Raw genomic sequence first — 20410 nt, 5'->3', positions numbered from 1 at the left:
GCGGATTACGACTTCATCGACCAGGCGGTCAGTTCCTCCAGGTCGAGGTCGCGCTCCAATTCCTGCAGCACATGTTCGTCAATGTCGCCGGCGCGGTGCAGGCGCAGCAGTTCGGCGCGGCCGGCGGCGATCGCCTCCAGCACCAGGTCGAAATGGGCATGGAGCCGGTCGGCGAACTGTTCTTCCTGCCCGGCATAGTTTTTCGAGATGACGGCGCGGCGCTGATAGCGTTCGAGCAGTTGCGGGTGGATGAGTTCGCCGGCTGCATCATAGGCAAGCTGTTCGACGCGCACGGCCTGGACCTTGGCGATGGCGGCTTCGGCATCGCTCATGCTGAGGCGGGGGCGATCATGGATCGGATCGGACAGGCCCGCCCAGCGGATCAGCAGGCCGAGCGTGGTGCCCTGGATCAGGACGGTGCCCAGGATCACGCCAAAGGCCGCGACCAGCAGGAAGTCGCGCCCCGGAAAGCCTTCTGGCACGGAGAGGGCGACCGCCAGCGTCACCACGCCGCGCATGCCGGCCCAGCCGAGCACAGTGGCGCCGCGCGGGCCGACCGGGCTGTAGCGGCGCAGCCCCATCGCGCGCAGCAGCATGATGATGGCGTCCGAGCCGAACACCCAGACAAAGCGGGCGGCGGTGAGGGCGAGCAGGATGAGCAGGACCGGCACCGCCATATTGTCGAGCACGACGGCAAAGCCGCCGACCCGGTCGACCACCCCGCGCAGCGACGAGCCGATCAGCATGAACACGGTGGCTTCCATGAGGAAGATCATCACCGCCCAGAAGGCGGTGCCGCGCATCCGCACCGAGGCGGACCAGACGATATGCTGATACCAGCCGCAGATGAGGCCGGCGGCGACGGTGGCGATGACGCCGGAGACATGGAAGGCTTCGCCCAGCAGATAGGCCGACCAGGGCACCAGCATGGAGGAGGCGATCATCAGATAATCGTCGCCCAGCCGCCGGACCAGCAGCACCCAGATGGCGCCGATCGCGCCGCCGACCACCAGCCCGCCGACGGCGAGCAGGATGAAGCTTTCGAGGCCGGCCACTGCGCTGAAGCTGCCGGTGGCGACGGCGGCGATGGCGAAGCGGAAGAGGACCAGGCCGCTGGCGTCGTTGAACAGGCTTTCTCCCTCCAGCAGGACCGACAGGCGGCGGGGGAGATGCACGCGTTGCAGCACGGCGCGGGCGGCAATGGCATCGGGCGGCGAGACGATCGCGCCCAGCGCGGCGCAGGCGGCCCAGGGCAGGGAGGGCATCAGCGCATGGGCGACCGCGGCGACCACGAGCGTGGTGAAGATCACCGCGCCGATCGCCAGCGACATGATGCCGATCAGGTGGCGGCGCAGATGGCCGAGCGCGATGAACCAGGCGCCGTCCATCAGCAGCGGCGGCAGGAAGATGACCAGGACCAGTTCGGGGTCGAGCGAGATGACCGGCAGGCCGGGCACGAAGGCGAGCAAGGTGCCGCCGGTCAGCAAGGCGACCGCTGGCGGCAGGCCCAGCCGATGCGCGGCATAATGAAGCGCGATGATCGCCAGCAGCATGGCCACCAGCAGTTCGAACAATTCCACCGGATGCATCGGCCTGGCCCCTGTCTGTCGATCGCCCTACCCTAATAGGGTGGCCGATCCTGTCCAGCGGTCCGCCCGATCATCGCACCGGACAGGCGGCGATGGCGGCGGCGATCGCATCATAAAGGGGTTTGGGTCGCAGGGCGTCGTCAAAGGGGTTGCCGCGCATGGGCAGGCCGTCGGACCGGCGCCTCCGGGTCGGATAGCTGTCGCGATTGAGATTGGAATAGCGATCGCTGAGGCCCCAGCAGATGATCTGGGAAACATTGCGATGGCTGAGCGTGATGTCGAGATAGCCCTTCACGAAGGCGGCGATTTCGGCATCGCGTCTGGCCGGCTCCTGGTCGCTCAGATGGCGGTCGGCGCAATCCAGTTCGGTGATCAGCACCGTCATGCCCATGGCGTCCAGTTCGGCAAGGAAGCGATTCCAGGCCCGTTCGTTGCGGCCGCGGCCCAGCGTATTGCCCAGATGGCTCTGGATGCCGATGGCATCGACCGGCACGCCGCGCTTGAGCGCCTGTTCCAGCACGCGCAGCACGGCGTCGCGATGATCGGGATTCTGCTCCCAGCTCATATTGCCATTATAGACGCGCTGCGCATGGGGGGCATATTGCGCCATCAGTTGAAAGGCGAGGTCGAAGAAGCCCATGCCGAGGATGCGGGTGTAGATCGAGTTCTTCAATTGTCCGCTCTGGACGACGAACGCCTCGTTCACGCAGTCCCATGATTCGATCTGGGGGAAGGTGGTCGCAAGATAGCGGGCATGGTCGTTCATCAGGGCGATGAGCGGCGCCCCCCCCTTCTGCGCCAGCGCAGCCTCATTGGCGATCAGCCAGCCGGGCACCCGATCATCCTGGTTCCAGACGAATGTATGGCCCCGCGGCGACATGCGATGGCGGCTGGCGAAGCGCAGGACGCGTAGCGCCTTCGCCGGGTTGCGCTGACCCTCCTTGGCTTCGAGATATTTCCATTTGAAATTATTCTCGGCGGTCAGCACCGAACATTCCCGGACGATCAACTGGGCAAAGGCCGGATCGTCCAGATGGGTGGGCGATACGGCGGTGCCAAAGCGCAGGCCCCGGCTGCGGGCGATGGCGTCGAGTCCGGAAGGCGGCGCGACGGCCAGGCCGGGCGCGCAGGACAGGGCCGGGATGGCGCCCGCCGTCAGCGACAGCATGTGCCGGCGGGACAGGGGCGGGCCATGGTCTTTCATGCTGCATTTGTCCGAGCGGAGAGGCGCAGAGGCAATCGGTAATTGGCCCGAGGGGGCTGCCCGCAAAAAAAAGGGCCGCCCCATGCGGGACGGCCCAATGCTTCTGTTGCCGGGGAGCTGCTGTCAGAAGCGGAATTTGAGCGCGGCGCGATAGCTCTGATAGCTGAGGTTGCCGCGCCAGGCGGTGGTGTCGGCCGACAGGCTGATGTCGACATTGCCGGTGCTGAGGGTCAGGCCGCCGCCCACTTCGCCCCAATTCTTGTCCGACCCGCCCAGCGCGAAGGGCGCGAGCGATCCGGTGCCGCCGACGAAATTGGCCAGGAAATAGGCCGGCTGGTCGCGGAACTCATGGACATAATTGGCGGTCAGATAGGGCTTGAACCCGCCGACATCGATCTTCGCCGTGGCCCCCAGGCGGCCCTGCGCGCTCTGGATCGCATGGTGCTGGATCACTAGCGCGGTGTCGCCGCCATATTCAGCGAGGTTGCCGCCGCTGATATAGGCGCCGCGCAGCGAGGCGCGCGGCGTGATGGTGAAGGCGTCGCCACCCAGCGGCGCGCCGATGCCGATCTCACCCGACAGGGCCAGCTGCTGGTCGCTGCCGCGCAGCGTGTAGGGGGTGGTGCCCACCGCAAAGGCGCGCTTCGTCTTGCTGGTGAGGGTGCCGGCGCTGCCGACGCCATCCAGAACCACGCCGCCCAGATCCCAATTGCCATAGACGGTGGCCTGGTAAAGGCGGGCACGGGCGGTGTCGCCGATGTCGGTATTGCCCTTCAGTTCGCTGAAGGAGGCGGCCAGGCCGATCACGGCATCGTCGCCGATCATCTTTTCGATGCCGGCCGCACCATACCAGCCGTCGAACTTGTCGCGGCCGGTGGTGATGGCGCCCCGCATCGGATCGCTCTTGCCGTCGATATAGCCGCCGGCGATGAAGGCGCTGACGTCTTCGGGCAGGGCATTTTCCTGGGTGACGGTTTCGTTGCCGCCGCCCTGATCCATGCCCAGGTTGAGATTGTTCATGCTGAGCGCGGCGAGCTGGAGCGGCTGACCGGTCATGGTCAGCGTGCCGCCCATGCTGCCGCCGCTGACGCGTGCCAGGCGGTCGCGATAGAAGCGGGCCATATTGTCGTTCAGCACTTCGGACATGGAGGTGCGGAGCGCTTCGGTGCGCGGCGCCATGGCTTCGAGCGACGCCTGGATCGCGGCGACGCTCAGCAGGTCGGCCTCACCATAAAGGGTGGCATAATTGCCGTAGAGGGCGCGGTTCTGATCGAGCAGGCGCGCAAAGCTGGTCTGCACCTGCGAGTTGCCGTTGATGACGCCGGCATAGGTGCCGGCATCGATCGTGACGCTGACACTGTTGGCGCCATAGGTCAGCACGGGCTTCAGGATGGCGCTGATGTTGGTCGGCGTGTCGAACGTGCCTTCGACGCCGCCTTCCGCGGTCAGGAAGGTATAGCGATTGCCATAGCGCAGCTTGGCGCCGGTGGCCGCGCCGAACACGACCTTGCCGCCCAGGGCGGCGATACCGTCGATCGGATCGCCGGCGGCCAGCAGCGACACGTCGCCATCCGCTTCCGCCGCCGTGATGCTGGCGACGGCGCTCTGTGCATTGTCATTGCCGCCCTCGGTCGGGGCGACGACATCGTCCTCGCCGCCTTCTTCCTCCGGCACGAATTGGGTCGCCTTGACGGCAAGCAGATCGGACGTGCCGTTGGCACCCAGGTCGATATGCAACGTGCTGCCCGACGTAAGCAGGGCATTGCCCTCGACCGTCAGCGTACCGACCGAGCCGATGCCACCGGGCGCGACCACGCCCATGATGTTGGTGAAATAACCGGCGCGCAGCGTGCCCTTGCCCGAGAGCAGACCCGAGAGCAGCAGATAGTCGCCCGGCGTTTCGACCGTGCCGTCGATATTCACCACGCCGGCCAGATGGGAAATGTCCATGAGGCTGGTCAGCGACCCGGCGCTGGTGACGTCGAGCGTCGAACCGCTGCCCGATATGGTGAAGCGATCGACGGTGGCGTCGATGTCGAGCGTGGTCTTGCCGGCGGCGCTCAGCGTGACGTCATAATAGCGGCCGACGATGCCCTGCGCGGCGACCGGGTCGATATTGTTCGGCACGAAATTGGTGGCGCCGGGCAGACCGTTGGCCAGGGTCGCGGCGGGCAGGACGGCATCGCCCTCCGCCTGGGCCTCGACGATGGCCTCGTCCGCCAGGCTGGCGGCACCATCGGACGGGCTGCGCTCGGCGATCTCGACCTTGCCCTTGTTGTTGGCGACGGTCTTGCTGCCGCTGGTGGTGGTCGCGTCGGTCGCCTCGACCGGCTCGCCATTGATCAGCAGCGTGTCGGTGCCGACGTCGTAACAGGCGTCGTCCGAGCCATCATTGGGCTGGTAGCAGACCTGGCCGAACTTCTGCGCATCATCCTCGCCAAAGGCGCCGGCGCCGGGCGTGGTCGGCACGCCGTTCACCAACGATCCGTTGCTGTCGATGACCATGTAATTGGGATCGAGCGCCGTCACCCAGTGGCTGGCGTCGCTCCACTTGCCGTCGCCAGCCTTGGCTGTGGCGTAGCGATAGGGGTTGTTCTGCGCGATCCAGTCCCAGAAGAGATAGAGCGGCTGATAGAAGGCGGAGCCGCCATAGGAGCTTTGCGGCTGTTCCAGGAAGTAGCGGCTACCGCCCGACAGGACGCCCAGCACCACCTTCTGGTCAAAGGTCTGGTCGAGGATCAGCGGGCCGCCGGAATCGCCGCCGGCGGTATTGCCTTCGTTGGGAAGCGCATCGTCCTTGAAGACGTTGAAGTCGAATTCGTTGGTCCGGGTCGGATCGTCGAAGTCGGTCTGGTAGAGATTCTGGGTGTAGCCACCGCCTTCGCCGAACAGGAAGATGTCGATATCGTCGAGCGAGCCGAGCATGCCGAGGAAATTCTCGGCCACCTTGCGGCGATAATCGATGCCATAGCTGTTGCCGGTGGTGCCGCTGCCGCTGCGGCCATAGCCGGTGATCGTTACATGATAGCCGGTGCCGGTCGTGTCGCTGATGCTTTCCGGCGCGGGCAGGGCGGAAAAGAGCATCGCCCAGGTCGGCACGTCGCTGGCCGGCGTGTCGAGCGTGGCCATCGCCGTGTCGCCATAGAGGAAGTTGAGCGCCGGCGGATCGAGCGAGTCCGGATTATAGGCGATATTGTTGACGTTGTAGACGCTGAGCGCGGTGTTGGTGCGATAGCCGTTGCTGATCCAGTTGACGAGGCCGGGGCGGGCGTTGCTCTGGAAGGCGAAGGCGACCGGAATGCCGTCATTCACCGTGCTGTAAGTGCTGGGGTCATAGTCATTGACGCAGTGGGCGGCGAAAATGACGGTGCGCGGATTGATCAGCGTGCCGGTGCAGACATAGCCGTCGGCGCGGTACATGATGCCGACGCCGTTCACATCGGTGCCATCGACGATGTCGGCCGGCGTATTATTGTCGTTCGGCACGACGGCATGGGCTGCCGGTGCGATGCTCAGAGCGGACAGAGCGGCCGATGCCAAAAGGGCAGAACGACCGGCGCGCGCCAACAGGCCCGCGCCATTCTTACGAATGCGCATGATGTAAACTCCCCAAAGACCGTTGCGGAGGCTATGCAGCTATTGGACGCAAGACAATTGCCCAAAAATGAAAGTTTCTGTCATGTATCCAAAAAGACACAATGTTCTCTTTGCGTTATGAAATTCTCATCTTGATTGTTTTGACCCGTGATTATGGCGGTGGGGATGTTGGTGATGTTGAGTATGTAATTTATGCAAATGTTGTAGCTTGACGAATTCGGGGGATTTTCGGGCGATTTTCCGCCCACTTGCGGAAGCGTGCGGTTCCGCTTAAGCATGAAGGCAAGTTCCGATCGGATTTGCGCGATCGGCGATTGATGAAGTGAGATACGGCCTTGGTGCAGCATAGCCGCCCATCGCCGCAGAGTTCCGGCCCGGTTGGCCGCGTTTCGGGCAAGTCCGCCCGTTCCGGTTCGGGTAATGGGAGCAAGGCTGCGGCCATTACGCCCCCGTCGAAGCAACGGGGCCTTTATCCCTACACGGCGCGTGACCGCCGATCCTATGCGGCAATCGATCTGGGTACCAATAATTGCCGTCTGCTGATCGCCAAGCCGTCAGCGGACGGCTTCATTGTGGTCGACGCCTTTTCCCGGATCGTGCGCCTGGGCGAGGGGCTGGCGGCCACCGGGCGGATCAGCGATGCGGCGATCGACCGGGCCATCGCTGCGCTGTCGGTCTGTGCCGACAAGCTGCGGCGGCGCCATGTGACGCTCGCGCGGTCGGTTGCGACCGAGGCCTGTCGGCGGGCGAGCAACGGCGCCGAGTTCATCCAGCGCGTCTATCGCGAGACCGGGATCGCGCTCGACATCATCAGTGCACAGGAAGAGGCGCGGCTGGCGGTGCTGGGGTGCCATGCGCTGCTGGAAGAGGGCAATGGCCCGGCGCTGATCTTCGACATTGGCGGTGGATCGACCGAACTGGTGCTGGTCGATTCCCATTGCGACGGCGCGCCGCGGATCGTCGATTGGGTGAGCGCGCCCTGGGGCGTGGTGTCGCTGACCGAGAGTGAATTGTTCGACCATGCCAATCCGACCGAGCGGCTGGCCGCCTATGGCCGGATGCGCGCGCGCGTGGCCGAGGCGTTCGCGCCGCTCGCCCGTCGCCTGCCGCAGGGTGAAGCCGGCATCAGGCTGCTGGGCACATCGGGCACGGTGACGACTTTGGCCAGCCTGCACCTTGACCTGCCGCGCTATGACAGGCAGGCGATCGACGGGCTGATCGTGCCGAGCAGTTCGATGCGCGCGATTTCCGAACGGCTGTCGACCATGGCGCTGGCGGATCGGCAGCGATTGCCCTGCATCGGCACGGAGCGCGCCGACCTGGTGGTCGCGGGCTGTGCCATTTTGGAATCGATCCTCGACATCTGGCCGGCCGAGCGACTGGGCGTCGCCGACCGCGGCATTCGCGAGGGCATATTGCGCGGCCTGATGGACCGCCATGGAGCAACGACGTGAGGGGTTCTGGCGCAGGCAAGGTCCGGGTGAAATCCGCCAAGGGGCGCACCGCGCAGTCGGTGCGCTGGCTGGAGCGGCACCTTAATGACCCCTATGTCCACAAGGCCAAGCAGGAAGGCTGGCGCAGCCGTGCCGCCTTCAAGCTGATCGAGCTGGACGAGAAATTCCATTTCGTGAAGGGATCGCGCGCGGTCGTCGACCTGGGCGTGGCACCGGGCGGCTGGGCACAGGTGATCCGCAAGATGGCGCCCAAGGCGGCGGTGGTCGGCATCGACCTGCTGCCGGTCGATCCGATTCCCGGCGTCACCCTGTTCGAAATGGACTTCATGGACGACAAGGCGCCCGACCTGCTGCGCGAGGCGCTGGGGCAGGAGCCGGATCTGGTGATTTCCGACATGGCGGCCAATACGGTGGGCCATGCCCAGACCGACCATCTGCGCACCATGGGGCTGGTCGAGGCGGCCGCCGATTTCGCCGTGCAGAATCTCCGCAAGGGCGGCACCTTCGTCGCCAAGGTCTTTGCCGGCGGCACCGATGCGGAGCTGCTGGCGGTGCTCAAGAAGCATTTCACCACGATCAAGCATGCCAAGCCGCCGGCGAGCCGCAAGGGCAGCGTCGAATGGTATGTCGTGGCGCAGGGATTCAAGGGACGGCCGGACGCGCAGGAATAACAGGGACAAGCGATCGGCCGCCTTCACGGGGGAAGAAGGGGGCGGGCCTTTGGTAGCGACGGTTTCGACGGTGGCCTATCTGGGCCTGGAGGCGCGCACGGTCGAGGTGCAGTGCCAGCTTGTTCCGGGATTGCCCGCCTTCATCGTCGTCGGCCTGCCCGACAAGGCGGTGGCCGAAAGTCGGGAGCGGGTGCGCAATGCGATCGCCGCGATCGGCCTGTCGCTGCCGCCCAAGCGGATCACCGTCAATCTCTCGCCCGCCGACCTGCCCAAGGAAGGATCGCATTTCGACCTGCCGATCGCGATCGCGCTGCTGGGCGCGATGGGGGTGATCGATGCCGAGACGCTGGCGGGCTATATCGTCGTCGGCGAACTGGGGCTGGACGGGCGCACCGCGCCGTCGCCCGGTGTATTGCTGGCGGCGCTGCATGCCGGCGAGCAGGATCTGGGGCTGGTCTGTCCGGCGGCGCAGGGGAGCGAGGCGGCCTGGGCGGGGCAGGTGGAGGTGGTGGCGACACCCGATCTCCTCAGCCTGCTCAATCATTTCAAGGGCACGGCGGCGCTGTCGCCGCCCCAGCCCGGCGCGGTCGAGCCGCCGCTGCGCACGGCCGATCTGCGCCAGGTCAAGGGGCAGGAAAGCGCCAAGCGCGCGCTGGAGATCGCGGCGGCAGGCGGCCATAATTTGTTGATGGTCGGGCCGCCTGGGGCGGGCAAGTCGCTGATGGCGAGCTGCCTGCCCGGCATATTGCCCGAGCTGACGCCGACTGAGGCGCTGGAAACATCGATGGTCGCCAGTGTCGCCGGCACGCTGGAGGGCGGACGGATCAGCCGCGCCCGCCCGTTCCGCAATCCGCATCATAGCGCGTCGATGGCGGCCCTGGTCGGTGGCGGCCTGAAGGCGCGACCGGGCGAGGTCAGCATGGCCCATCTGGGCGTGCTGTTCCTGGATGAGCTGCCGGAGTTTCAGCGGGTGGTGCTGGATTCGCTGCGCCAGCCGCTGGAGAGCGGCGAGGTCAGCGTGGCGCGGGCCAACGCCCATGTGACCTTCCCGGCGCGGGTGCAGCTGATCGCGGCGATGAATCCCTGTCGCTGCGGCCATTTGTCAGACCCGGCGCTGGCCTGTTCGCGCGCGCCGCGCTGCGCCAGCGATTATCAGGCCAAGGTATCCGGGCCGCTGCTCGACCGCATCGACCTGCATGTCGAGGTGCAGGCGGTGACGGCGGCCGATCTGGTGCTGCCGCCGCCGGCCGAGGGATCTGCGGAAGTGGCAGCGCGCGTCGCGGCGGCGCGTACGCTGCAGACCCGGCGCTATGCCGGCAGCAAGGTGCGGACCAATGCCGAGGTGGATGGCGAGCGGCTGGAGGATGTGGCCGGTCCGGACGAGGCCGGGCGGCAATTATTGGCGCAGGCCGCCGCCGCGATGAAGCTGTCGGCGCGCGGCTATACGCGGGTGCTGCGGGTGGCGCGCACGATCGCCGACCTGGCCGGCGCGGAGCAGGTCGGCCGGGTGCATGTGGCCGAGGCGCTGAGCTACCGGCGCCGCGCGCCGGTCAACTGAGCGCTTAGGCGGCGCTGTCGCTGGTGATGAGCTTGAGGTCGGCGGCCGCGACCGGGCCATTATCCTTGTGGGCAAAGCGACCCTCGACCCGGCTGCCGGCCTCGATCGTGATCCGTTCATAGGTCACGTCGCCGGTGATGCGGGCGGTGCTTTCGACCACCAGTTCCTCGGCGCTGATCGATCCGTCGACCAGGCCGGCAAGGCGCGCGCTCTGCGCGGTGACATGGCCGATGATGCGGCTGTCGGGCCCCTGGACCAGGGCGGCGCAACGAATGTCGCCGTCGATCACGCCATCGACATGCAGGTCGACGGTCGCGGCGAGATTGCCGGTGATCGTCACATCGCTGCCGATCAGCGAGAAGGGGGTGTGCTTAGCCCCGGTTGCCGACATCGGCGAGACGGGCCGTGGCGATTTGCTGGACTTGGAGAACATCTTTGCGGGCCTCGAGGAAACGGCGGGGATTGATGGGATCGCCGTTGACGCGCACCTCGAAATGAAGATGCGTGCCGGTCGAGCGGCCGGTGGAGCCCATGCGGGCGATCTGGTCGCCGCGCGCGACCTGCTGGCCGACACGGGCGTTGAAGCCGGACAGGTGAGCGTAGCGGGTCATGATGCCATTGCCATGGGTGACTTCCACGACATTGCCATAGCCGCTGCGCTGGCCGACATAGCTGACCTTGCCGGGGGCGGCGGCCAGGATCGGCTGGCCATAGCGGCCGGGAAAGTCGAGCCCGGCATGGAAGGCGGCGTGACCGTTGAACGGGTCGCGGCGATAGCCATAGGAGCTGCTGAGCATCGGCGTGCCGGTCGGCTGGCCCGACGGGATGCGCAGCAGGCTGGTTTCCAGAAATTCCATGCGGGAAAGCGCGGTGGCGAGCTTTTCCAGCTCGGCCGGCATCGCATCCTCGTCACCATGCCAGGGGACGAACGGGCCACCCTGGGCGCGGGCTGCATTGCGGGCGAGCGCGTCGGGATTGAGGCCGAAGCTGCGGATCGCGGCGGCGGCCTTCTGCGTACGGGCTTCGACGGTGCTGGTCAGCAGGGCGGCGAAGCGGCGCTGGCGGGCATCGACCTGCATCAGCGGCGCGGCTTCGGGCGCCATGCTGATCTTGGCGTCGAGCTTGCCCTGGCCGCCCTTTTCGGTGGCGGCGTCCGCCTTGCCGACCGGGGCATTGGCCGCGGCGTCGCCGGGCTCGCCGAAATGGGTCTTGTAGAGATCGTCGATGAAATCCTGGCGGGCTTCCAGGTCATGGGCGAGGTCGTTCACCGACTTGCGATAGCCGTCGACCTTGCGTGCCTTGCTGGCCACGGCCGCGCCCTTGGCGTCCAGCATCGCGCGGTCATGGGCGACGGCGGCGCTGCTGGCGAGCATCGATACGGTGACGGCGCCCCAACCGACCAAGCCGGTCGACAGGATGCCGAGCGCCAGCAACTGGGCGCGCTTGGAAATGCGGATGAACTTTACCTGGCCGCCCGAGCGCAGGAAGATTTCCCGCTCCGGGCACAAGGCACTGAGCCTGGCCCAGAGGGTGGCGACCCCCTTCTTCTTGCGCTGCGACAATTGCGACCCCGTAACTATTTATTTCGGTGAGTCGGGCCGGTAGCAAAAGAAGATCGGACGCGCGAATCCACAGCCGCGGACTCGTGACGAGTCGAAGCTAAACCGGGACGAAATGATCTTCGTCCCATTTGGTTCCCTGGCTTTGAAAATATTTTTCGCGATGCGCTTCAGCTTCGGCGGGCGAAGCGGGAGGGCTCAAGAAAGCTGGGTAATTGCGATGCCGGAACGGCAGCGCTCCAATAATGGCCCTGGCCATAATGGCAACCACCTGATCGCAAATATTCCAGTTGTTCAATCGTTTCGACGCCTTCGGCGACGGTTTTCACGCCCAGGCTGTAGGCGAGGTTGAGCACGGTGCGCACGATGGCGGCATCATCCGGGTCGGTTTCCAGGTCGCGCACAAAGCCCTTGTCGATCTTGATGACGTCGATCGGAAACTGCTTGAGGTGGGAGAGCGAGGCGTAGCCGGTGCCGAAATCGTCGAGGGCGATGGCCATGCCCGCCTGGCTGAGGCGCTGAAGATTGCGCTCCACCACATCGACATTGCGCCCGAGGAAGACGGATTCGGTGACTTCCAGTTCGATCCGGCGCGGTTCGACATCGGCATGGGCGAGACGGGCGAGCAACCGGTCGGGGAAGGCGCGGTCATGCAGTTCGACGCCGGGGACATTGACCGCGACATGGCCGAAATCGATGCCGGCGCTGGTCCAGGCCCGGCAATCGGCCAGCACCTGATCGATCATCCGCTCGGTGATCTTGCGGCCCAGTTCGGGATGTTCGAAGGCGGCCAATATCTGGTCGGGCATCATCAGCGTGCCGTCCGGACGGACGCAGCGCAGCAGCGCCTCGAAGCCGATGACGCGGCCGTCCTGCAGGTCGACCTTGGGCTGATACCAGGGCACGGGCTGGGCATGGGCGAGCGCGTCGCGGGCCCGTTCCAGCATCCGCGCCTCGGTCTGCCAGCTTTCCAGCAGGCTCGGTTCGAACAGGCAGGCGCGCCCGCGCCCGCTATTCTTCGCCTCATACAGGGCGATGTCGGCATGCTTCATTAGGTCGATCATGTCGCCGGCATGGTCGGGATAGAGGGCGACGCCCATGCTGACGCGGCAATCAATGTCCCGCCCGCCATGGCGCAGCGGCCTATGCAGGCGCGCGATCATGCGGCTGAGGATGGTGTCGAGGTCGGCCAGGCCGCGCAGGCGGGTGAGGATGACGGCGAACTCGTCGCCGCCCATGCGGGCGATCATGTCGGCGGGGCGTACCGAGTCGCGCAGTCGTTCGGCCACGGCGCACAGCAGGGCGTCGCCGGCATCATGGCCGGCGCTGTCGTTGATCCGCTTGAATTCGTCGACGTCGATCAGCACGACCGCCATCTGGCCGCCGGATCGTTCGGTCGACTGGGCCGCCTGCATCAGGCTGGCCATGAAATGGGATCGGTTGGCGAGGCCGGTGAGGGCGTCGGTCATCGCCAGATGGGCAAGATGGCGTTCGGCCTGCTTGCGGTCGGTGATGTCGACGATGCTGGCAAGGATGCACTGTTCGCCGGCGAGCAGGATCGGGCGGGCGCCCAGCAGGACATCGCGGATGATGCCTTCGTCATTGGCGAGGCAGCATTCGTCATTGTCGATGCTGTCGCCGCGCGTCAGCCGGTCGAGCAGGCGCAGCGGCGGGGCGTGATCGACGATCAGCGCCAGCCGGGCGACATGGTCCGCGGTGCCCAGGTTGCGTGTGGCGGAATCGTTCATGCGCAGGACGGTGCCGTCGTCGCGGATGATGATCAGCGGCAGCGGCACGGTCATGAACAGCCGTTCGAGCGCTTCGCCATTGGCGGCGAGGGCGACGCGGGCGGCCTGCGCGTCCTGGCTGGCGGTCCATTCCAGGCGTTGCAGCCGGTTGGTGCGGGCGATCGCGATCCACATGCCGCAATGAAGCATCAGCACCGCCATGATCATGCCGGGCATGGTCGGCGACAGAGGGGCAGGGGCCAGATAACCGATCAGCAGGGCGACGCCGCAGCCCAGGCCGCCGCCGACATTGCCGCGGAAGCTGGTCGGCACCACCAGATAGAAGACGAGCGGCAGCATCACCAGGACGAAGATGGCGATGTCGCTGCGCGAGGAGACGAGGAAGGCGACGCCGATGGCGGTGATGCATTGCCAGACGAAACAGATGCGTTCGACCGCCTTGAAGCTGTGCATGTAGCGGCACAGGCCCAGGCTGACGAGCGACCAGAAGACCACGACCAGGCGGGCGGGCACCGCGACCCAGAAATGGGCCGTGCCGACAAAGCGCCAGTCGCTCAGCAGGAAGAGGGTGTTGAGCAGCGCCGACAAGGCGAAGAGCAGATGGGCGTGGCGCCGCGATTCGGGCAGTCGATCGGCCTGGAAGGCGGCCTCGCGTTCCGGGCTGTGGAATTCGCCGCTAATGCGGGAAAGTGCAATCACGACTGGTCCATCTGGATATGGGGGCTGCGGGGAAAGATCCTATAATCTGCAGCATGTTAGCAAAATACTAAAATGTCATTCACTATGTGGGCAGGTGTGTCGCCATGGCCGTTCCGGTCCTGCGCTTGACCCTTCCGTCCCCCATCGCTATAGGGCCGCTGCCCCGCGTTCTGCGTCTGGAAGACTCGTTCTTCCCGCGCTTGCCGGGGCAAGCACTAGAGCTGAACATTATCGGCTGTCCTTGCGGCTCCGGGCGGATTGTTTCCGTCGGGGCCTTTGCTGTTTGGAGTCATTGGTTCCACGCGGCGGGGAACGCAGGTGGCGTCTGGTAAAGTAACTGAAAAGGTGAAGGGCTTCATGCCAACAATCAACCAGCTGGTCCGCAAGGGCCGCGAACTGCAGAAGACCAAGTCCAAGGTCCCTGCGATGGATGCGAACCCGCAGAAGCGTGGCGTTTGCACCCGTGTCTACACGACGACCCCGAAGAAGCCGAACTCGGCTCTCCGTAAGGTGGCGAAGGTGCGTCTGGTCAACCAGCGCGAAGTCATCACCTACATCCCGGGTGAAGGCCACAACCTCCAGGAACACAGCGTCGTGCTGATCCGTGGCGGCCGTGTGCGAGATCTTCCGGGCGTGCGCTATCACGTTCTTCGCGGCGTTCTGGATACCCAGGGCGTCAAGGATCGCAAGCAGAGCCGTTCGAAGTACGGCGCCAAGCGTCCGAAGTAAGGGGAGAACAGTAATATGTCACGTCGTCGTCGCCCCGAAAAGCGTGTTATCCTGCCGGATCCCAAGTTCGGTGATATCGTGCTGTCGAAGTTCATGAACAGCATCATGCAGGACGGCAAGAAGGCCGTCGCCGAGTCCATCGTTTACGGTGCGCTCGACACTGTCGAAGCGAAGTCCAAGAAGGACCCGATCGGCATGTTCCATGACGCGCTGAACAATGTGAAGCCCGGCATCGAAGTCCGCAGCCGCCGCGTCGGCGGTGCGACTTACCAGGTCCCCGTCGAAGTGCGCCCCGAGCGCGCCCAGGCGCTGGCGATCCGCTGGCTGATCACGGCTTCGCGCAACCGCAGCGAAACCACCATGGCCGCCCGTCTGTCGGGTGAGCTGCTGGACGCTGCCAACAACCGCGGCAATGCCGTCAAGAAGCGCGAAGATACGCACCGCATGGCGGAAGCGAACCGCGCCTTCTCGCACTACCGCTGGTAACAGCAGGGCGGGCGCTTATGTGCCCGCCTTGTTATTTGGTTTCCAAAATCGGTCCGTTCGCCGTGGGTGGCTACCCATGGCGAACGGATTGGTTTAGGGGCCACGCGCAGAATTAACGAATCCCCAACCGCCGGCGCGCCGGCAACGGAGAAGCATCATGGCCCGCAGCCATCCGCTCGAACGCTATCGCAATTTCGGTATCATGGCGCATATCGACGCCGGCAAGACCACCACGACCGAGCGTATCCTTTACTACACCGGCAAGTCCTACAAGATCGGCGAAGTCCATGACGGCGCCGCGACCATGGACTGGATGGAGCAGGAGCAGGAGCGTGGTATCACCATCACCTCGGCTGCAACGACCTGCATCTGGAACGACCACCGCCTGAACATCATCGACACCCCCGGCCACGTCGACTTCACCATCGAAGTCGAACGCTCGCTGCGCGTGCTCGACGGTGCGGTTGCCGCGTTCGACGGCGTTGCCGGCGTTGAGCCGCAGTCGGAAACCGTGTGGCGCCAGGCGGACAAGTACAAGGTTCCGCGGATGTGCTTCATCAACAAGCTCGACCGCACCGGTGCCGACTTCTATTATTGCGTGCAGACGATCATCGACCGTCTGGGCGCGACCCCGGCCGTCCTGTATCTGCCCATCGGCGCAGAGTCGGACTTCAAGGGCCTGGTCGACCTGGTCGAGAACCGCGCGATCATCTGGAAGGATGAGAGCCTGGGCGCCGAATTCTACTATGAAGAAATTCCGGCCGACCTCGCCGACAAGGCTGCCGAATATCGCGAAAAGCTGATCGAGCTTGCCGTCGAGCAGGACGATGCCGCGATGGAAGCCTATCTGGAAGGCAATCTGCCCGACACCGCGACCCTCAAGAAGCTGATCCGCAAGGGTACGCTGGGTCACGCCTTCGTGCCGGTGCTGTGCGGTTCGGCGTTCAAGAACAAGGGCGTTCAGCCGCTGCTCGACGCCGTTGTCGACTATCTGCCGAGCCCGCTCGACATCGAAGACGTCCAGGGCGTCAAGATGGACGGCGAAACCCCCGACAGCCGTCCGACCTCGGACGACGCGCCCTTCTCGGGCCTGGCGTTCAAGATCATGAACGACCCGTTCGTCGGCTCGCTGACCTTCCTGCGCATCTATTCGGGCACGCTCACCAAGGGCACCTACCTGAACTCGGTGAAGGACAAGAAGGAAAAGATCGGCCGTATGCTCCTCATGCATGCGAACAGCCGTGAAGACATCGACACCGCCTATGCCGGCGACATCGTCGCGCTGGCCGGCATGAAGGAAACCACCACCGGTGATACGCTGTGCGCCGAGCGCCAGCCGATCATCCTGGAGCGGATGGAATTCCCCGAGCCGGTCATCGAACTGTCGGTGGAACCCAAGACCAAGGCCGACCAGGAAAAGATGGGCGTCGCCCTCAACCGCCTGGCCGCCGAAGATCCCTCGTTCCGCGTCTCGACCGATCACGAATCGGGCCAGACCATCATCAAGGGCATGGGCGAACTTCACCTCGAAATCCTGGTCGACCGCATGAAGCGCGAGTTCAAGGTCGAGGCGAATGTCGGTGCGCCGCAGGTGGCCTATCGCGAATATCTCAAGAAGGCCGTCGACGTCGACTACACCCACAAGAAGCAGTCGGGCGGTACCGGTCAGTTCGGCCGTATCAAGGTCAAGCTGACCCCCGGCGAGCGTGGTTCGGGCTTCGTCTTCAAGGACGAGATCAAGGGCGGTAACATTCCCAAGGAATATATCCCCGCGATCGAAAAGGGCATGCGTGAAACCGCTGCCACCGGTTCGCTGATCGGCTTCCCGATCATCGACTTCGAAGTGCTGCTCTATGACGGTGCGTACCATGACGTCGACTCGTCGGCGCTGGCGTTCGAAATCACCGGCCGCGCCGCAATGCGCGAAGCGGCGCAGAAGTCGGGCATCACCCTGCTCGAGCCGGTCATGAAGGTCGAAGTCGTGACCCCGGAAGAATATCTGGGCGACGTCATCGGCGACATGAACAGCCGTCGTGGCCAGATCCAGGGCACCGATACGCGCGGCAACGCGCAGGTGGTCGAGGCGATGGTCCCGCTGGCCAACATGTTCGGCTATGTGAACTCGCTGCGTTCCTTCACCCAGGGCCGCGCGAACTACTCGATGATCTTCTCGCACTATGACGAAGTGCCGCAGAATGTTGCGGACGAAGTCAAGGCGAAGATGGCCTGACGAGTTTCCCTGTCCGGGCCGTGCAATCGGCTCGGATAGGGGCTGGTAATCTGTGAATATGCTGCTATGGACGCGCCTTCGCGAGGCGCGGCCGAGCGGTCAGACCCAAGCTGATTTTGATTAGAAGGTAGGATAAAATGGCTAAGGCTAAGTTTGAGCGGAATAAGCCGCACTGCAACATCGGCACCATCGGTCACGTTGACCATGGTAAGACCTCGCTGACCGCGGCGATCACCAAGGTTCTCGCCGAAACCGGCGGTGCGACCTTCACCTCGTACGACAACATCGACAAGGCTCCCGAAGAGCGCGAGCGCGGCATCACCATTTCGACCGCCCACGTCGAGTATGAGACCGAAGCCCGTCACTACGCGCACGTCGACTGCCCGGGTCACGCTGACTACGTCAAGAACATGATCACCGGTGCCGCCCAGATGGACGGCGCGATCCTGGTCGTTTCGGCCACCGACGGCCCGATGCCGCAGACCCGTGAGCACATCCTGCTCGCCAAGCAGGTCGGCGTGCCGCAGCTCGTCGTGTTCATGAACAAGGTCGACCTGGTCGACGACGCCGAAATCCTCGAGCTGGTTGAGCTGGAAATCCGCGAGCTGCTGAGCTCGTACGACTTCGACGGCGACAACATCCCCGTCATCGCCGGTTCGGCTGTCGCTGCCCTGCAGGACAAGACCCCGGAAATCGGCCACGACGCCGTTCTGAAGCTGATGGCTGCTGTTGACAGCTGGATCCCGCAGCCCGACCGTCCGGTCGACAAGCCCTTCCTGATGCCGATCGAAGACGTGTTCTCGATCTCGGGTCGTGGTACCGTCGTGACCGGCCGCGTCGAAACCGGCATCGTCAAGGTTGGTGAAGAAGTCGAAATCGTCGGCATCAAGCCCACCAAGAAGACCACCGTCACCGGCGTCGAAATGTTCCGCAAGCTGCTCGACCAGGGCCAGGCCGGCGACAACATCGGTGCGCTGATCCGTGGCGTGGGTCGTGAAGAAGTTGAGCGTGGTCAGGTTCTGGCCAAGCCCGGCTCGGTCACCCCGCACACCGAATTCGACGCCGAAGTCTATGTGCTGTCGAAGGAAGAAGGCGGCCGTCACACCCCGTTCTTCGCGAACTATCGTCCGCAGTTCTACTTCCGCACCACCGACGTGACCGGCGAAGTGATCCTCCCCGAGGGCACCGAGATGGTCATGCCCGGCGACAACGTGAAGCTCGGCGTCAAGCTGATCGCTCCGATCGCCATGGACTCGGGTCTGCGCTTCGCAATCCGTGAAGGCGGTCGTACCGTCGGCGCAGGGGTTGTCGGCACGATCTCGAAGTAATATAGGACCGCAGCGGCGCGAATCGCCCGATTCGCGCCGCTGAAGTTTTTTACCCGCCCCGGATCGCCTTTCTCCGGCTCGAATGAGCTAGAAGGGCAAAACGGGGCGGATATTTTTTGTTGGCGTGTTTTTGTAAATCAACGGCTGCTCCGGCTGATTCATGAAAATGCGCTGGTTATTGGCTCTTTCGCATCGGTACAGGAACAATGGACAGCAACATCCGCATTCGCCTCAAGGCGTTCGATCATCGCGTGCTCGATCAGGCGACCGGCGACATCGCCGAAACCGCCCGCCGCACCGGCGCCCTCATTCGCGGTCCGATTCCTCTTCCGACGCGCATCGAAAAGTTCACGGTCAACCGTGGTCCGCACATCGACAAGAAGTCGCGCGAGCAGTTCGAAGTCCGCACCTACAAGCGTATGCTTGACATTGTGCAGCCGACGCCGCAGACGGTCGACGCGCTGATGAAGCTGGACCTGGCTGCCGGCGTGAACGTCGAAATCAAGCTGGCCTAAGGTCGGCAAGTCCCCGCCTTCCGCAAGGTAGGCGGGGTATCGGGTATTCTGTTCCTCTTCTCTGGAGAGGCGGAAGCTCAAACGACACAAGGGATACCGCACGGCCCGCCGGTGAACCGGCCAAGGCGCGTGGTCCTGGTCCCCCGTCGCCTTTCCCGAGAGGGATCGGCATCCAACCCGGACGGGGTGATCTATACATTGGGTTGGGCCGCGAAGCAGAGATGCTGAGCGGTTTTTTCGTTGGATACGCCCGCTGCTATGGCGGGCCTCTATGGGAGTAATCAGTGATGCGCACTGGCGTGATCGCTAAGAAAGTCGGGATGACCCGCCTGTTCCAGGACGACGGACGTCACGTCCCCGTCACGGTCCTCAGCCTTGAGGGTACGCAGGTCGTCGCACGTAAGGAAGTCGAGCGCGACGGTTATGTCGCCCTTCAGCTGGGCGCTGGCGTTGCCAAGGCCAAGAATGTCGCCAAGCCGCAGCGCGGTCACTTCGCCAAGGCGGAAGTTGAACCCAAGGCGCGTCTGGTCGAATTCCGCGTCGCCGAGGATGCGCTCCTCGACGTCGGCGCTGAAATCGCCGCTGACCACTTCGTCGCTGGCCAGCTGGTCGACGTTGCCGGTCACACCCAGGGTAAGGGCTTTGCCGGTGCTATGAAGCGCTGGGGCTTCGGCGGTATGCGCGCCACCCACGGCGTGTCGATCAGCCACCGTGCGCATGGTTCGACCGGTAACCGTCAGGATCCGGGCCGCGTCTTCAAGAACAAGAAGATGGCCGGTCACATGGGTGATCGTGAGCGGACCCAGCAGAATCTCGAGATCGTCCGCACGGACGTCGAGCGTGGTCTGCTGTTCGTCAAGGGTTCGGTTCCGGGCGCCAAGGGCACCTGGCTGACCGTCAGCGACGCCGTGAAGGTTCCCCGTCACGCCGACGCGCCCTATCCCGCCAGCCTGAAGCAGGCTGCAAACAGCAATGCCGCGCCGGCCGAGACGCCCGCGGAAGCGGCCGCTCCCGAAGCGACCGAAGGCCAGGAGGGCTAAACC

The 20410-nt window shown here is 64.7% G+C and carries 15 protein-coding genes; 9 read left to right on the top strand and 6 right to left on the bottom strand.

What is annotated here, in order from left to right:
- Positions 1 to 5: 5 nt before the first annotated feature.
- The 3 genes from ACI6S0_RS16630 to ACI6S0_RS16620 all read right to left on the bottom strand — a co-directional run bounded on the left by ACI6S0_RS16630 (position 6) and on the right by ACI6S0_RS16620 (position 6390).
- Positions 6 to 1589: a Na+/H+ antiporter gene (locus tag ACI6S0_RS16630; protein WP_434403693.1), complete on the bottom strand. Its 1584-nt coding sequence runs from the start codon at positions 1587 to 1589 to the stop codon at positions 6 to 8.
- Between the two features lie 70 nt (positions 1590 to 1659).
- Entirely contained in the window at positions 1660 to 2793 is a 1134-nt protein-coding gene (locus tag ACI6S0_RS16625) for an endo-1,4-beta-xylanase (protein WP_434403692.1), read from the bottom strand.
- A 123-nt stretch (positions 2794 to 2916) separates the two neighbouring features.
- A complete protein-coding gene (locus ACI6S0_RS16620) occupies positions 2917 to 6390 on the bottom strand; it encodes an autotransporter domain-containing protein (protein WP_434403691.1) in 3474 nt (1157 codons plus the stop codon).
- A 335-nt stretch (positions 6391 to 6725) separates the two neighbouring features.
- Here ACI6S0_RS16620 and ACI6S0_RS16615 point away from each other — a divergent pair, with 335 nt between their 5' ends.
- From ACI6S0_RS16615 to ACI6S0_RS16605, 3 genes are read left to right on the top strand one after another with little or no spacing between them, the layout of a single operon-like run.
- Entirely contained in the window at positions 6726 to 7844 is a 1119-nt protein-coding gene (locus ACI6S0_RS16615; RefSeq protein ID WP_037490575.1) for a Ppx/GppA phosphatase family protein, read from the top strand.
- On the top strand, positions 7841 to 8515 hold the full coding sequence (locus ACI6S0_RS16610; RefSeq protein ID WP_004208734.1) for an RlmE family RNA methyltransferase: 675 nt from the start codon (positions 7841 to 7843) through the stop codon (positions 8513 to 8515). Before ACI6S0_RS16615 ends, ACI6S0_RS16610 begins: the two co-directional genes overlap by 4 nt.
- A gap of 49 nt (positions 8516 to 8564) precedes the next feature.
- Entirely contained in the window at positions 8565 to 10073 is a 1509-nt protein-coding gene (locus tag ACI6S0_RS16605) for a YifB family Mg chelatase-like AAA ATPase (protein ID WP_270091488.1), read from the top strand.
- 4 nt (positions 10074 to 10077) lie between these two features.
- On the opposite strand, the gene ACI6S0_RS16600 is transcribed toward ACI6S0_RS16605, so the two are convergent.
- The 3 genes from ACI6S0_RS16600 to ACI6S0_RS16590 form a co-directional block, all read right to left on the bottom strand.
- Positions 10078 to 10464 (bottom strand): bactofilin family protein, encoded by a 387-nt coding sequence (locus ACI6S0_RS16600; RefSeq protein ID WP_010337288.1) that lies wholly within the window; start codon positions 10462 to 10464, stop codon positions 10078 to 10080.
- A complete protein-coding gene (locus ACI6S0_RS16595; RefSeq protein WP_434403690.1) occupies positions 10445 to 11635 on the bottom strand; it encodes a peptidoglycan DD-metalloendopeptidase family protein in 1191 nt (396 codons plus the stop codon). Before ACI6S0_RS16595 ends, ACI6S0_RS16600 begins: the two co-directional genes overlap by 20 nt.
- A 167-nt stretch (positions 11636 to 11802) precedes the next feature.
- On the bottom strand, positions 11803 to 14079 hold the full coding sequence (locus ACI6S0_RS16590; RefSeq protein ID WP_434403689.1) for a putative bifunctional diguanylate cyclase/phosphodiesterase: 2277 nt from the start codon (positions 14077 to 14079) through the stop codon (positions 11803 to 11805).
- Between the two features lie 357 nt (positions 14080 to 14436).
- Between ACI6S0_RS16590 and rpsL the strand changes: the two genes are divergently transcribed.
- From rpsL to rplC, 6 genes are all read left to right on the top strand, one after another.
- Positions 14437 to 14808, top strand: coding sequence for a 30S ribosomal protein S12 (rpsL, locus tag ACI6S0_RS16585; RefSeq protein WP_004208728.1), 372 nt, complete (start codon positions 14437 to 14439; stop codon positions 14806 to 14808).
- A 15-nt stretch (positions 14809 to 14823) separates the two neighbouring features.
- Positions 14824 to 15294, top strand: coding sequence for a 30S ribosomal protein S7 (gene rpsG / locus ACI6S0_RS16580; RefSeq protein WP_004208727.1), 471 nt, complete (start codon positions 14824 to 14826; stop codon positions 15292 to 15294).
- A gap of 157 nt (positions 15295 to 15451) precedes the next feature.
- Positions 15452 to 17524 carry an elongation factor G gene (gene fusA, locus ACI6S0_RS16575; protein WP_004208726.1) on the top strand — a complete coding sequence of 691 codons (2073 nt, stop codon included), beginning with the start codon at positions 15452 to 15454 and terminating at the stop codon, positions 17522 to 17524.
- Positions 17525 to 17661: 137 nt separating this feature from the next.
- Positions 17662 to 18852, top strand: a complete 1191-nt coding sequence (gene tuf / locus ACI6S0_RS16570) for an elongation factor Tu (RefSeq protein ID WP_004208725.1) — start codon at positions 17662 to 17664, stop codon at positions 18850 to 18852.
- Between the two features lie 206 nt (positions 18853 to 19058).
- Entirely contained in the window at positions 19059 to 19367 is a 309-nt protein-coding gene (rpsJ, locus tag ACI6S0_RS16565) for a 30S ribosomal protein S10 (RefSeq protein ID WP_004208724.1), read from the top strand.
- A gap of 287 nt (positions 19368 to 19654) precedes the next feature.
- On the top strand, positions 19655 to 20407 hold the full coding sequence (gene rplC / locus ACI6S0_RS16560) for a 50S ribosomal protein L3 (protein ID WP_004208723.1): 753 nt from the start codon (positions 19655 to 19657) through the stop codon (positions 20405 to 20407).
- The last annotated feature ends 3 nt before the right edge of the window (positions 20408 to 20410 follow it).

The organism is Sphingobium sp. DN12 (genome assembly GCF_051058005.1).
Classification (GTDB): Bacteria; Pseudomonadota; Alphaproteobacteria; order Sphingomonadales; family Sphingomonadaceae; genus Sphingobium; species Sphingobium yanoikuyae.
Note: the sequence above shows the minus strand (reverse complement) of the source record. Positions and strands in the feature narration are given on the sequence as shown.

Bases quoted from the DNA above. Each gene is read 5' to 3' on its own strand.
- ACI6S0_RS16630 (WP_434403693.1), bottom strand. From the start codon at position 1,589: ATGCATCCGGTGGAATTGTTCGAACTGCTGGTGGCCATGCTGCTGGCG.
- ACI6S0_RS16625 (WP_434403692.1), bottom strand. From the start codon at position 2,793: ATGAAAGACCATGGCCCGCCCCTGTCCCGCCGGCACATGCTGTCGCTG.
- ACI6S0_RS16620 (WP_434403691.1), bottom strand. From the start codon at position 6,390: ATGCGCATTCGTAAGAATGGCGCGGGCCTGTTGGCGCGCGCCGGTCGT.
- ACI6S0_RS16600 (WP_010337288.1), bottom strand. From the start codon at position 10,464: ATGTCGGCAACCGGGGCTAAGCACACCCCCTTCTCGCTGATCGGCAGC.
- rpsL (WP_004208728.1), top strand. From the start codon at position 14,437: ATGCCAACAATCAACCAGCTGGTCCGCAAGGGCCGCGAACTGCAGAAG.
- rpsG (WP_004208727.1), top strand. From the start codon at position 14,824: ATGTCACGTCGTCGTCGCCCCGAAAAGCGTGTTATCCTGCCGGATCCC.
- fusA (WP_004208726.1), top strand. From the start codon at position 15,452: ATGGCCCGCAGCCATCCGCTCGAACGCTATCGCAATTTCGGTATCATG.
- tuf (WP_004208725.1), top strand. From the start codon at position 17,662: ATGGCTAAGGCTAAGTTTGAGCGGAATAAGCCGCACTGCAACATCGGC.
- rpsJ (WP_004208724.1), top strand. From the start codon at position 19,059: ATGGACAGCAACATCCGCATTCGCCTCAAGGCGTTCGATCATCGCGTG.
- rplC (WP_004208723.1), top strand. From the start codon at position 19,655: ATGCGCACTGGCGTGATCGCTAAGAAAGTCGGGATGACCCGCCTGTTC.